At 41.1% G+C, this 13,999-nt stretch carries 11 protein-coding genes and 1 pseudogene; 8 read left to right on the top strand and 4 right to left on the bottom strand.

Annotation, left to right across the window (positions count from 1 at the left end; genetic code table 11):
- The first annotated feature begins 6 nt into the window (after positions 1-6).
- Positions 7-2,334, top strand: coding sequence for a phenylalanine--tRNA ligase subunit beta (pheT, locus tag kam1_RS09530; RefSeq protein WP_039721423.1), 2,328 nt, complete (start codon positions 7-9; stop codon positions 2,332-2,334).
- Positions 2,335-2,562: 228 nt separating this feature from the next.
- Here the strand turns inward: pheT and trmFO are convergent, their stop codons facing one another.
- From trmFO to kam1_RS09510, 4 genes and pseudogenes are all read right to left on the bottom strand, one after another.
- On the bottom strand, positions 2,563-3,900 hold the full coding sequence (gene trmFO, locus kam1_RS09525) for a methylenetetrahydrofolate--tRNA-(uracil(54)-C(5))-methyltransferase (FADH(2)-oxidizing) TrmFO (protein WP_039721580.1): 1,338 nt from the start codon (positions 3,898-3,900) through the stop codon (positions 2,563-2,565).
- A 195-nt stretch (positions 3,901-4,095) separates the two neighbouring features.
- A pseudogene (gene ilvD, locus kam1_RS09520) lies at positions 4,096-5,867 on the bottom strand (dihydroxy-acid dehydratase).
- A gap of 20 nt (positions 5,868-5,887) precedes the next feature.
- On the bottom strand, positions 5,888-6,694 hold the full coding sequence (locus kam1_RS09515) for a TatD family hydrolase (protein WP_039721422.1): 807 nt from the start codon (positions 6,692-6,694) through the stop codon (positions 5,888-5,890).
- 61 nt (positions 6,695-6,755) lie between these two features.
- Complete coding sequence (locus tag kam1_RS09510; protein WP_039721421.1) at positions 6,756-7,550, bottom strand: MBL fold metallo-hydrolase; 795 nt, start codon at positions 7,548-7,550, stop codon at positions 6,756-6,758.
- A gap of 189 nt (positions 7,551-7,739) precedes the next feature.
- On the opposite strand from kam1_RS09510, the gene kam1_RS09505 reads away from it, so the two are divergent.
- From kam1_RS09505 to kam1_RS09475, 7 genes are all read left to right on the top strand, one after another.
- Positions 7,740-8,285, top strand: coding sequence for an STAS domain-containing protein (locus kam1_RS09505; protein ID WP_235277195.1), 546 nt, complete (start codon positions 7,740-7,742; stop codon positions 8,283-8,285).
- Positions 8,275-9,516 carry a PP2C family protein-serine/threonine phosphatase gene (locus tag kam1_RS09500; RefSeq protein ID WP_039721420.1) on the top strand — a complete coding sequence of 414 codons (1,242 nt, stop codon included), beginning with the start codon at positions 8,275-8,277 and terminating at the stop codon, positions 9,514-9,516. The genes kam1_RS09505 and kam1_RS09500 overlap by 11 nt, the downstream gene beginning before the upstream one ends.
- 5 nt (positions 9,517-9,521) lie before the next feature.
- Positions 9,522-10,178, top strand: coding sequence for a nucleotide exchange factor GrpE (locus kam1_RS09495; RefSeq protein ID WP_235277192.1), 657 nt, complete (start codon positions 9,522-9,524; stop codon positions 10,176-10,178).
- A gap of 93 nt (positions 10,179-10,271) precedes the next feature.
- Positions 10,272-11,432: a molecular chaperone DnaJ gene (dnaJ, locus tag kam1_RS09490; protein WP_039721419.1), complete on the top strand. Its 1,161-nt coding sequence runs from the start codon at positions 10,272-10,274 to the stop codon at positions 11,430-11,432.
- Positions 11,433-11,532: 100 nt separating this feature from the next.
- A complete protein-coding gene (locus kam1_RS09485; RefSeq protein WP_039721418.1) occupies positions 11,533-12,642 on the top strand; it encodes an anthranilate synthase component I family protein in 1,110 nt (369 codons plus the stop codon).
- 53 nt (positions 12,643-12,695) lie between these two features.
- Positions 12,696-13,676, top strand: coding sequence for an HPr(Ser) kinase/phosphatase (gene hprK, locus kam1_RS09480; RefSeq protein ID WP_039721417.1), 981 nt, complete (start codon positions 12,696-12,698; stop codon positions 13,674-13,676).
- A complete protein-coding gene (locus tag kam1_RS09475) occupies positions 13,677-13,994 on the top strand; it encodes an HPr family phosphocarrier protein (protein WP_039721416.1) in 318 nt (105 codons plus the stop codon). It begins immediately after the preceding gene.
- Positions 13,995-13,999 lie beyond the last annotated feature (5 nt).

The raw sequence follows: 13,999 nt of genomic DNA, 5'->3' as shown, positions 1-13,999 counted from the left end.
AGAACAATGAAAATATCTATTAATTGGCTTAGAGATTATCTTGAATTGGAAAAGCCTTTGGCTCTGATCGTCGAAAAATTGACATTGGGGGGAGTTGAAGTTGAAGAAGTTAATGAGATAGGAATCGAAGATGAAAAGATAGTAGTGGGAGAAATAGTGAGCTGGAGGCCGCATCCGAATGCTGATAAACTAAGGTTGTGTGAGGTCTTTACAGGCTTAGAGAAGTTCAGCATTGTATGTGGTGCTAAAAATTTTGATGTTGGAGATCGGGTCGCCTTAGCTTTGCCTGGGGCTGTTTTGCCTGGAGGCCTGCAGATTGGGGTAAAAAAAATACGTGGCGAAACTTCTTACGGGATGCTCTGCTCTGAAAAGGAACTAGGATTGTCGGGAGAATCTCAAGGAATAATGATTTTATCAAAAGAAATAGCCTTAGGAACTAGCCTCAGCTCTTTATTTCCAAAAGACACGATTCTTGATTTAGAGATCACTCCGAATCGGTCCGATCTGCTCTGTTATATTGGGATTGCCAGAGAGCTTGCAGCGTTTGGTGTGGGGAAACTAAAATCTTCAAGGGCTTTTCAGCTAGCATCCATGGGAGAAGGGTTAATGAGTAGTTATGGAAGAGTGACAATAGAGAATAAGAAGAAATGTCCTTTGTATTCTGGATGCTGGGTGGAGAACATAAGGGTTGGACCTTCGCCTATTTGGCTTGCTTCTAGGCTTAAAGCAAGTGGTTTTAAGCCAATCAATGCTGTGGTGGATATCACCAATTATGTTCTTCTTGAGACTGGACAACCACTTCATGCTTTTGATGCCGAACAGTTTGGTTCCCAGAATATTATTGTAAGAGACGCTCAGAAAGGTGAGCTTTTTGTTGGATTAGATGGTAAAGAATATATACTGGATGAAAGAGATTTGGTTATTGCAAGTCCCCATCAGATAGAAGCTCTTGCAGGAGTAATCGGAGGAAAGGCTTCAGCAGTCAGTAGCTCTACTACATCGATTCTCCTAGAGTCGGCTTGGTTTGAGCCCTTTACAATTCAACAGACATCGAACAGGCTAGGGATAGTGACCGAAGCCTCTTATCGATTTGCAAGAAGGGTAGATCCGCAAGGAGTAATTCCTGGCAGAATCAGGGCTGTGGAGCTATTGGAAAAAGTCATTGGGGCGAAATTGGTTGGAGGTACCATAGAAGGAGTGATTGAGACAAGAAAAAATAGCATCCGGCTTAGAAAACAAAAGCTTGAGAAGTTTACTGCTTTGTCTTGGTCGCAACCAGTAATAGAAGAAAAACTCAAGTCTTTGGGATTACTGTTAAAGCATCAAACAGAGAAGGAAACTTATTGGGAAGCTCCTTCTTTCAGATCCGATTTGGAAATAGAAGAGGATCTTATTGAAGAGTTGGTACGTTTGCGTGGCCTTGCTGATATTCCATCGCGGATTCCTTTTGGGTTGGCTTCACCTTCAGCTTCAGAAAAGGAGTGGGCTAAAGTCTTTGAGCTTAAACAAGCACTAGCTTCAAAGGGATATCAGGAATGCATGACGATTCCCTTAGTGGCTGATGAAAAGAAGCAGGAAGAGGATAGAATTTCCTTATCTAATCCGGCAAGCAATTATCATGTAGTCCTCAGAAAATCTTTTTTGAGATCTTTGGTTGAGGTAGCCAATACGAATTGGAGGCGAGGTAATAAGGAAATTCGAATTTTCGAAATCGGCACTCTTTTTTTTAACAATAAGGGGAAGGTGTGTGAAGAGCAAAGGTTAGGCATTCTTGTCGGTGGAGAAACGAATCAATTGGATACACATAAGCTACAGTGGTCAATGAAACAACGAAAAATAGATTTTTATGATTTGAAGCAGCTAGTGGATTTTCTAGAACAAAAAAAGGGTTTTTTGGAGGAAGATCGCAAAGAGTTGTTTTTAGTCCGTTCAGAGGACTTAGAAGGATTAGCAGTCGATTTTCCCTGTTATTATGTTGAATATACCCTTGAACGATGGAAAAGGAAAAATGAAGAACTCCCCACCTATAGGCCGCTTCCAACTCAGCCATCCATTCGAAGGGATATAGCATTGATTGTGGACAAGGAATTAAAGCATAAAGAAATCTTAACAGAGATTCAAAACCAAGAAATCCCTTTTCTGGAATCAGTAGAGCTTTTTGATCTTTTTGAAGACCTAGAGGGGGTTCGAATTCCTAAGGAGAAAAAATCTTTGGCTTATGCTTTAACCTTTCGAGCCAAAGATCGCACTTTGACAGATGAAGAAGTCAACGCTATTGTAATAAAACTAAAAGAAGGGTTACGGAAAAAACTTTCTTGTAGTTTTAGAGAATAAGGGAGGATATTTTCAAGGATTTCCCTTCGCTGTGCGTGATTGGAATGTTAGCCTTTCCTCCGATGTTTGAAATATTAGGGCCTTAACGCTTTGCTGATTGAACGCCAGGCCTTAACTGGAAGGCGGGATTTCAGAGCGCGTCCTTTTCTGTACATAAAGGGACGAAAGGTCTCATTCACACGGCAGCGAGGGGATTTTTTTTCTAGCAACATCGTTTGTGGAAAAGATTTAGGCAAGGATAGCCCTGACGAAAGCTTCTATATTTCGTAGACTTCTTTGACTTAAAAAAAGGTTTCTAGCAGCTTTGTCTTTAGGGAGATTCTTTTCTAAGGTCAGATCGAACAATCCGAAATTGGCTTTCATCGGTTGAAAGTGCAGCGGATCGGCATGGCAGATATACCAGAGGAGTTCGCCGATCATTGTTTGTCTTGGGAAAATAACAGGCTCTTTCCCTTGAAAGAGCCTTGAGGCATTTATTCCTGCCACTAATCCACTAGCAATGTTCCCTGCATACCCTTCGAAGCCAGCGAGTTGACCTGCAAAAAATATAAAAGGATTGTCCTTGAACTGAAGGGTTGGGAGCAGCAGCTTGGGTGCATTAATAAAGGTATTACGATGTAATTGGCCATAACGAATAAATTCGGCATTTTTTAATGCAGGGATAATTCTAAAAATTCTATCTTGTTCTTTGTAAGTAAGATTGGTTTGAAAACCGACCATGTTATAAAGAGAAGCTGCTAAATTATCTTGTCGTAGCTGAACGACGGCATATGGTCTTTTGTTTGTCTTTGGATCGATCAGACCTGTTGGCCGAAGAGGGCCAAATCTAAGGGTATCTTCACCTCTTTTGGCCATTATCTCGATCGGCAGACAGCCCTCAAAATACAGTTCTTTTTCAAAATCATGCAGTTTAATTCTTTCTGCATGGGCTAGCTCTCGACTTAACTCTAAATACTGCTCTTTTGTAAGGGGACAGTTAACATAATCCCCAGAATTGGCAGGGTCCATGTACCGAGAAGCTTTAAAAGCAAAGCTGAAATCAATGGAGCTAGCATCGACAATAGGACATATGGCATCATAAAAATAAAGGGAATTGGATTGGGTCAAAGCTTCCAGTCTTGATGCAAGACGAGGGCTTGTCAAAGGGCCTGTTGCTAGGATACAAATCGAATCGAATGCTAAATCTACTACCTCTTCTCTTATTAAAGTAATGTTGGGCTGTTTTAAAATATTTTGCGTAACCGTTTGAGAAAATCTTTCTCGGTCAACGGCCAGAGATTTTCCTGCTGGAACCGAGCAACTATCAGCAATGGAAATAAGCAAAGAGCCTAGAATCCTTAGTTCTTGAAGCAATAATCCAGAAGCATTGCTCAGTAGATTGGAACCTAAAGAATTACTGCAAACTATTTCAGCAAGATTACTGCCAGTATGGGCCCCTGTTGGTATAAAAGGACGCATTTCATAAAGAAAAACAGGTATTCCCCGTTGAGCAATCTGCCATGCGGCTTCGGATCCTGCAAGCCCTCCTCCAATGACCACAATGCCTTTAGCCGAGCAATAATTCATTCTAAAAGAAAAATACACTCAGCTAGAAAAAAGTTAATGATTTTCCTCTATGTCAGACTATTTTCGTTAATTTTAGCATCAAAGAAGATTTGTAGGAAGAATAGACTCAAGGGGCCTACAAGTAGCAATACAGTAAAAGGGCATTTAGAGTTAATTCAGACTCCACAACAACAAAAGGGCATTTCATCGGATCGACTACAACAAATCAGTAACAGCTCCTAGATTGGCTTGGCTTACTGTTTTTGCAAACTTATATAAGACTCCGCGGCACTTTAAGGGAGGAGGCGACCATTTGGATTGTCTCTTTTGAAGGACTTCTGGAGTCACGTGTAGTGTAATTTCTTTTTTTTCAGCATCGATAGTAATTTGGTCTCCTTCTTCCACAAGAGCAATAGGACCCCAATCGCTGCTTCTGGACAAATATGCCCAACCACAAAGCCGTGGGTACCTCCAGAAAACCTGCCATCAGTAATTAATGCCACCTCTTTTCCCAGTCCTCTACCCATAATAGCAGATGTAGGGGCAAGCATTTCTCGCATTCCTGGCCCACCTTTGGGCCCTTCATAACGAATGACAACAACATCTCCTTTTTTAATCGTCCCATCGAGTATTTTTTCCAAAGCCTGTTCTTCAGAATCAAACGGTCGGGCAATGCCCGAAAAGGTCTTTCCTTCCATTCCCGTTATTTTTGCTACGGCTCCCTCAGGGGCCAGATTGCCTCGTAGAATAACTAGATGACTATCCTTTTTAATCGGGTTCGAAAAGTCATGAATGATAGTTTGAAAAGGCGGATAGTCCGCAACATTTTCAAGGTTTTGGGCAAGGCTTTTGCCAGTCACCGTCAGACAGTCGCCATGAAGAAGTCCTTTGTCCAGTAACCTCTTCAATAAGGGTGTTAAACCTCCGATCTGAGAGAGATCCGCAACGGAATGTTTTCCTGAAGGCTTAAGATCAGCTAGGACAGGGACTTTCTGTCCAATACGGTCAAAGTCTTCAAGGCTCAGTTCAACTTCAGCGGCATGGGCGATAGCCAGAAGGTGAAGGACGGCATTCGTTGACCCACCTAGAGCAATAACAACAGTGATGGCGTTTTCAAAAGCTTTTTTGGTTAATATGTCTCTTGGTCTTATTCCCTGATCGATCATCTGTAATACTGCTCTGCCTGCAAGCCTAGCATCCTCGAGCTTCTCAAGCGACACAGCTGGGTGTGTAGAACTATTTGGAAGAGACATCCCCATTGCCTCGATAGCACAAGCCATAGTGTTTGCCGTGTACATCCCCCCGCAGGAACCAGGACCTGGAATGGCATGTTGCTCAATCGCAAGCAGTTCTTCTTTGGAGAGTTTTCCCTGAGAAAAAGAGCCTACGGCTTCAAAAACCGATATGATGTCGATGTTCTCTCCTCTATAACATCCTGGAAGTATTGTGCCTCCATAAACAAAAACAGCGGGCCTGTTTAGTCGGGCGATAGCGATCAAGCATCCTGGCATATTCTTGTCGCAACCTCCAATGGTTACGATGCCATCCATCCCCTCACAGCAAACGACCGTTTCTATGGAATCAGCGATTACTTCCCTAGAAACAAGGGAATATTTCATGCCAGCAGTCCCCATGGAAATCCCATCAGAGATAGTAATCGTATTGAATATCAGAGTCTTCCCTCCAGCTTCAGTGGCTCCTGAAGCTGCTTCTCTAGCAAGTTTATCAATATGCATGTTGCACGGGGTTAATTGACTCCAGGTAGAAGCTATGCCAATGAGATCTTTTTGAGCCATGTCTGTTGAAGAAAATCCCAGCGGATAAAACATAGACCGATTGGGAGACCGAACAACACCATCAAAAATTGCAGACGAATAGGCTCTGTGGAGGGATTTTTTCACGTTTTGCGGTGATCCTTGGGTTTTCTCTGTTGTCGAGGAGGATGAAGAGGAAGATAAAGAGGAAGCATTTGAGGCTTTCATACGCATTACAATTTTTTTAATAACCATCAGTTTCTTTTGGAGTTTTGAAAAGAAAAAAATTCACTTGCCGTACGGGTGGTCCGGGAAGCTACTTCTTCAAGGGATATTTTTTTTATTTTAGCGATTTCTTCAGCAATGATCCGTACATGAGAAGGCTCAGACCGCTTACCTCTATAAGGTACGGGAGCAAGAAAAGGACAGTCTGTTTCCAGCATCATATTTTCAAGAGGTATTTCTAGAACCGTTTGCCGAACGGTCTGAGCATTGGGAAAAGTGATAATTCCGGTAAAAGAAACAAGGTGGCCTTGATTAAAAAGAAGGCCTGCTTCTTGAGAAGTCCCAACAAAACAGTGGAATACTCCTCTTAAGACACCTTGATAGGGAGATAACAAAGAGAGGGTTTCATGGAAAGCTGCCCTTTGGTGTATGATGACATTGAGTTTGGCTTCTTTGGCCAGTTCTAATTGACTTAAAAAAAACTCTTGTTGTATCTTTTTCTGCTCTTCAATTTCTGCTGGAGACAAGGATGGATCAAATTTGTGAAAATCCAGTCCAGTTTCGCCTATGGCTACGATTTTGGGATGGTCCAAAAGATCAGAAAGATCCTTTTCAAAAGACGGAACTCTTTTATGAGCTTCCAGCGGATGGATGCCAACGGCAGCCCAAACTACTGGAAATTTCTCGGCTATGCTCAAAGCCTTTCTTGAACTATTAAGATTGGTTCCTATGGTAATGATTTTTTCAATGCCACTGTCAATGGCTCGCTGAATGACAGTTTCCAAATCTTTAGAAAATTGTGGAAAATCAAGATGGGCATGCGTTTCGATAAACATAAAATTAGAGGGTCTTGTTGGTTGTTCTCTCAAAAACTATTTCCTAATGATTAAATGAGTTTTAAAGATCAATTGCAAGTCCATCATAAGCTACGTAAATATTTGGAGGCAAGCAGGCTTGCCTCTCTTTGTGGGATTTATGATGGGTTAGGTGGGTAAAATAAGTTTTTTTGGCGCCAATGCGTTGAGCCATTGTTATGGCTTCTGAAGTACATAGGTGGGTTGGATGAGGTTCGTCTCTTAAAGCATCGATAATAAGAACTTCGACATCCAAAAGCCGTTCGATAATTGTTTGAGGTATAGTTTTGCAATCGATCAGATAAGCCAGTATTTTTTTCTTCTCCAGTTCAAAGAGAAAGCCCAAGGTGGTTATTTTGCCGTGAGGTAAGGGAAATGGATGGATGGTGAATCTACCAATTTGGAAAGTTTCCTCAATAATATGGGGAATGATTCTGAGATAGCCATTTTTTTCCAGCGAAGGATCAAAAGCATAGGGAAAGATTCTTTTTAATGTGGCTATGACCTCTTCAGAAGCATAAATAGGAAGTCTAGTGCCAATGAGATCACAAAATCTTCTCAAATCATCAAATCCCATAATATGATCGGCATGCTGATGGGTAAAAAGAATGCTATGAACGTTTTGGATATTCTCTCTGAGACATTGGAGACGGAGTTCTGGAGTAGTGTCGATGAGAATCGAACTGATGCCATCGGTGAGATAAAGAGAGGAGCGTGTGCGTTTATCTCTTGGATCTGTCGATAGGCAGGTGGCACATCTGCATCCGATCATTGGAACTCCTTGAGAAGTTCCTGAGCCAAGAACAATAGCTTTTGGTCTTAACAATGTTGAAGGCATAGCAAAAAAAATGTATCAACTGCTCTCTTTGAACAAGAGACATCCCAATCGTAAAGTAAAAACAATCAGCCATTTTAATAGCAATAAAGGAGGAGAAAAAAAAGAATTTAAAAGGAGATTGCATTGGTGAGATAGCAATGGTAATGAATTTTATTTATATTAAATTAAAATATAAGAAAATTTTATTTTTTGAAAGATGAACTAGATATGATTCCTCATGTAGGTAATGGCTCGCTCTATTATGCTTTAACAAAAGATTGCGGCTATCTTAAGGTAGTCGGGTGGGGTTCTTTTGATAAATGCAACTCTTTAAGATTGTTTTACAATCAGTTGTTAAGTAGTGGCATTCGGCGGCTCATCGTTGATCTTCAGGAATGTACCTACATGGATAGTACCTTTTTAGGGACATTGGCGGGGATTCATATCAAGTTTAATCAAATCATGGGTGAGTTGAAAATTGTCAATGTTAGCAAAAAGAATTTGGATTCGATTGCAACTCTTGGATTGGATAAGATATTTAAAATTTTGATGCAATGGGATAATGCTCCCTTTGCGGATCACATTGCTCCTTTCGATCGACATTCTCTCCGGAAAGAAGATACGCCACTGACGATGTTGGAAGCTCATGAGCTTTTGATCCATTTGGATCCACGGAACAAAACGAAATTTCAAGATCTTGTTGATTACTTGAAAGAAGAGGTAGGAAAGTCTGCATCTAAAGAAGATGTTCAGTAGTATTATCCTTATTTCTGTTCTTGCGCTTGTGATGGGGTTATGGATCTATGAAAAACTGCTGGAAAAATCGTTGCAACTCAATTTGACAAAAAGCGAAGAATACAATCAGAGTTTTATTCAGTATATAAAGAGTCTTTCCTCCCAAAAAGCACTTTCAGAACATATTCGCAGCCTATTGGAGCTCGTTATGAAATTGATCTCGGCCAAAGGCTTGGTGTTGCGGCTGGAAAACATCCCTGAAAGAGCTTTGTTGGAACCTTGTTATCAATTAGGAGATATTTCTCTAGAAAAATTGAAGGAAAATTTAAAAGGGAAGACAACAAAAAAAGATGAAAAGGACACGCTTTTTTCCAACATAGAAAAAAATGGAATATCAATTGGATACTTTTACGCCGAACTGAAGGAAGAAGGCAACGAAGAGTGGCTAAAAAAAGTCATAGCTATGATGATAAGCCAAATCTTTTTTTTCTTAGAAAACCATAGTCTACAGCATGATTTAAAAGAGGATACGATCAGATTCTTTGGGGAAATTCAAAAAGGATGGGTGCCCAACATAGAAAACTCCTTGAAGGGTTTTAAAGTTTCTGCCAGATCCATACCTTCTTCCCGGTTTAATGGAGATTTTTATGATTCGATTAGGATAGATGATCATCACTGTGCCCTTGTGTTAAGCGATGTGGCTACTAAAGGCTTGTCTTCCCTTTTAATAAGTGGTATGTGTCGCACAGCAATTCGTTCTCTTGTGGATCATATCAGATCGCCATGGGAGATTCTCTGTAGACTGAATGAAGTTCTTTATCCAGAAATTTGTGGAAAAACCATTATTTCCTTAATTTATCTTTTTATAGATGAAAAACTTAATACAGTAACCATGGCCAGGGCCGGTCATGAAATGCCCATTTTCTGTCGCAAGGGCAAAATAGAAAAAATCGATCTGCCTGGTATTTGTTTAGGGATTGACGAAGGGAAAATATTCAACAAAATGGTTAAGGAGCATGAGCTCAAATTGCAAAGTGGTGATTTTTTGCTTTTATTTACAGATGGACTTGTCGAAGCGGTCAATAAAGAAGGAGCATTTTTTGGTCGAGAAAGGGCTGAAAAAATAGTTCAAGAGATGTCAGAGAAAGACCCTGATATTGTGTTAAGTGCAATTGTGGAGCAACTGAAACTTTTTTGTAAAGAGACGGCTCCCTTTGATGATGTGACCTTACTGGCCCTTTCAAAAAATTAGTGGAGATGGGAAGACAAACAATTTTGAATGCTATGGCAGAGACAAATATTAAAGAAGGACAGCAAGGGGTTGACCCAGCTGTTGAATCAATGGACAATGCCGCCTTTGTTGTAGTTAGCTCTAGGTTACTCTCAGAGTGGAAACAAAAAGCTCAACAGACTGATGAAATGCATGAAAAACTATTGAGGACTCTAGCTGATTGGGATAATGCTAGGAAAAGAATTTCAAAAGAAAAGGAAGAGGCCATAAAGCATGCCAATACACAAATCCTCCAGTCTCTTTTACCTATCATAGACAATTTTGAAATTGGCATTCAATCTTCCCAAAAGGCATCGGATATTAATTCAGTGCTGACGGGTGTCAAAATGGTTTTATCTCAGTTTTTGCAGATATTAAAAGAAGAAGGAGTCGAACCTATCGAAGCGGTAGGGAAACCATTCGATCCGCATTTTCATGAGTCCTTAGGATTTGTTGAAACGGATGAGGTAGAAGAAGGACATGTTGCAAGTCAGCTTAGAAAAGGCTATATGTACAAAGGTAGGCTTTTAAGGGCCGCTGCTGTCTATGTCGCTAAAAAACCGACGGCTCCTTCTAAGGAGGAAGTTTCTTCCGAATCTAAGGAAGAAGCTCCTGCTCAAGATGAAAAAAAGGCTAGCGATTAGTTTTGCTGAGCCTCTCAGCATACATAGGATTTTAGGGTATTTTGTATAATATTTTATTTAAAAAAAATCAGTAATAGATAAGAGTGAGTGAGGATGGCGAAGATTAAAAAAGATTATTACGAACTTCTTGGTGTGGAAAGAGGGGCATCGACTGAAGAAATTAAGAAGGCTTACAGAAAATTAGCCCTCAAGTATCATCCGGATAAAAATCCTGGGAATAAGCAGGCTGAAGAGCTTTTTAAAGATATAAGTGAAGCCTATGAGGTGTTAAGCGATCCAGAAAAGAGGGCTGCTTACGATCAGTTTGGTCATGCAGCTTTTGATCAAAGGGCTGCTGGACCTACCGGATTCCACGATCCTTTTGAGATTTTCAAAGAGGTCTTTGGCTCAGGAACATTTTTTGGAGATAGTCTGTTTGGAAGCCTTTTTGAAGAGGCTTTTGGCGTAGGGGTAGGAGGAAAACGAGGCAAGCAGCAAAGGGGGGCAGATCTTCGATGTGATTTAAAAATCAGTTTTGAAGAAGCTGCATTAGGTTGTGAAAAGGAAATAACCTTTACAAAACTGGATACCTGTCCGGGTTGTGAGGGGAAGGGCTATGCACCAGGTTCGGGCATGATTAGCTGTCCAGTCTGTTCGGGCAGCGGTCAAATAAGATCTTCTAAAGGATTTTTTACCATTGCACAAACTTGTCCCCGTTGTCATGGGGCTGGAGCGATAATAGAGAAACCTTGTCTGCGCTGTCATGGCGAAGGAAGGATCAAACAAACTGCTCAGCTTAAGGTCAAAATTCCCCCTGGGATTGACGAAGGGTATCGGTTAAGGCTCTCTGGTCATGGAGAATCTGGCATTGCAGGGGCTCCACCAGGAGACCTGTATGTGGTAATTCATGTTATGCCTCATGAACTCTTTAGTCGCCAAGGCAACGATTTGTTGTGTGAGATGCCGATTAGCTTTGCTCAAGCAGCCTTAGGAGGAGAAATAAGTGTGCCTACTTTGACTGGACATGAAATTCTTAGAATTCCACCTGGAACACAGAGCGGAAAGATTTTCAGGCTTCGTCACAAAGGCATTGCGGATATTCATGGGCATGGGATTGGCGATCTGTTAGTAAAAGTTCATGTAGAGGTGCCAACACACCTGACGCCGACACAACGATCTTTATTGGAGGCTTTCGCAGCGGCATGTGACCAGAAAACACATCCCCAACAGGAAAGTTTTTTTGAGAAAGCCAAGAGATTCTTTAGGTCTTCCTAATCCTTTAGCATAAGCGTTCGTTAGGGACTGTTCTTTTCTTGGTGATCATTAACTCTTCTCCTCTGCGGTCAGAACGGAAAGCTAAAAGAGCATATGGATTATGGTGGTCGTTCCAACTTGGAATGAGGATCGAGGCTTTTATTATGGAGAGAAGCCTCTTTTTACTCTTAGTGGCGATCAGAAAGATTGGGGTGGAGTTAAATCCGTTCTTAAAGAATTACGTAAAATAAAAAATGGACAGCAAGGACTAGTTGGTTATGTAGGCTTCGAAGGGAATTTCTGGTTTGGCTTTTATCCATGCCTTTCTTTGTTTAAAGATCGTTTCAAGCTCTCTGCTTTTCTGAAAAGCAAAAAAAAATCAAAAGCAACTGCCTTTATCCGCCCAGCTTTCTTTTCTAATACTGGACCTCAGGGATACGCTTCGATGGTTGCAAAAGCAAAAGAGTACATTGCTGCCGGTGATATCTACGTCATTAATTTAGCAAGGCAAATTTCTTGTCAGTGGGAGGCAGACCCTTTGTCGGTGCTTGCTTTTTTCCTTCATGAAGGCAAAGGGCTGGGAGGAATTTGTTATTTGGACGATGCTCCACAAACGCTAGTCTGTGCAAGTCCAGAGCTGTTTTTACATATCAATGGTAGAAGGATGACAAGCAAACCTATCAAAGGGACAAGGCCTCGGAACGGCGATAGGATATCGAACAGAAAAAATCTTTTGGACCTTGTTCAAAGCCAGAAAGAAAAAGCTGAATTGTTGATGATAACGGATTTAGTGAGAAATGATTTCGGAAAAGTTTGTCATTATGGAACGGTGAAGGTTAGCCAGCTGTGGCGTATTACTGCTCACCCGCATCTCTATCACATGCATTGTACTATTGAGGGGATCCTGTCCTCAGCTTACGATATGATAGATGCTTTCTTATCTAACTTTCCAGGTGGTTCGGTGACGGGTACCCCTAAAAAACGAGCGATAGAAATTATCAAAGAATTGGAACCCAATCCTCGAGGCCTGTATTCAGGAGCCATTGGTTATTTTATGCCCCAACGGGCCGCTTTTACTATGGCTATAAGGCTGGTGGTGATTGAAAAGGGAGTAGCAACTTTTCATGTCGGCAGTGGCATTACTTACGATTCAGATCCATATGCCGAATATGAAGAAACAGAACAAAAAGCAATTTTTATAAAAAGTGCTCTTGAGAATTGTTTGAAATAGTGATTTTTTAAAATAATTTTGATGCTTATAAGAAGCCTTTCCTGATTTTTTTCATGAAAGTTCAAAAAAACAATTTTTCGGCCAAATGCATTCCAAAAATAACTATTGGGGAATTCTATAAGCAGCATGGCGAGTTGCTTCATTTATCTTTGATAGCGGGCAAAAAGGGTTTTAATCGGTTAATTAGAGAAGGATCCATTAATCGACCGGGTTTACAGCTTTCCGGTTATTTAAGATATTTTCCTAAGCAAAGGGTCCAGATTATTGGATGGGGAGAGATGTCGTATCTGAAAAGTCTTCCCAGTGCAGAATCTGAAGAACGGATAAGGCAACTTTTCCTAAAAAAGATTCCTTGTCTGATTCTTTCCCGTGGAATGACTCCTCCAGCCTTCATCGTTAAACAAGCCGAAGAGTTAGGGGTTCCTCTTTTTGTATCACAACTCCATACGATGCGGTTAATCAACACCGTGACGATCTGTTTGGAAATGGATTTTGCTCCTCGAACCAATGAACAGGGCAGCATGGTAGATATTCAGGGGATTGGAGTGCTTATAAAAGGTCCTAGTGGTATTGGGAAAAGCGAATGCGTCCTTTCCTTGGTAGAAAGAGGCTATTCTTTGGTTGCCGATGATGTTACAACAATTTATTGTTTGGAGGGTAGAGAATTAGTGGCTAAGGCTCCAGATATTAGTCGGTTTCATATGGAGGTAAGAGGGATAGGAATCATCGATGTGACAACTCTTTTTGGTTTGCGGGCTATACGGCCTGAAAAAAAATTGGATATGGTAGCGACTCTTAAAGAATGGGAGAAAGGAGAGGAAATTGAAAGAGTAAACTTAGAGCAAGATTATTATGAGATATTTAATATTCGCGTCCCGCATGTCACTATTCCCATAAGACCGGGAAGAGATTTAGCGACCCTAGTAGAGGTGGCGGCACTGGATCAGAAATTAAGATCGATGGGGTACAATGCGGCAGCCGAATTCAACGAAAAATTAATTAAAATCACTGGAAGGAACCATAGGAAGATCTAAATGGAACCTGAAACGAATCAATCGGATTCTGGAAAAACGAGCTTTTCTCCTGTAGTGCGTGAAGTGGTTGTACAAAATAAGCTGGGCATTCATGCAAGACCTGCGGCCATGTTTGTAAAGATAGCTAACCGCTATGAGTCAGACATCAAAGTGGAGAAGGACGGTGAAGAAGTCAATGGGAAAAGTATCATGGGAGTGATGTTATTAGCAGCCAGTATGGGTTCTAAGCTTAAAATTACAGCTATTGGCCCTGATGCACAACAGGCTGTTGAAGCACTAGTCAATCTCGTGAATAACAAGTTTGGAGAAAATCAATAAGAGGT

This window comes from Methylacidiphilum kamchatkense Kam1 (assembly GCF_007475525.1).
Classification (GTDB): Bacteria; Verrucomicrobiota; Verrucomicrobiia; order Methylacidiphilales; family Methylacidiphilaceae; genus Methylacidiphilum; species Methylacidiphilum kamchatkense.
This window is presented reverse-complemented; position numbering and strand designations above follow the sequence as displayed.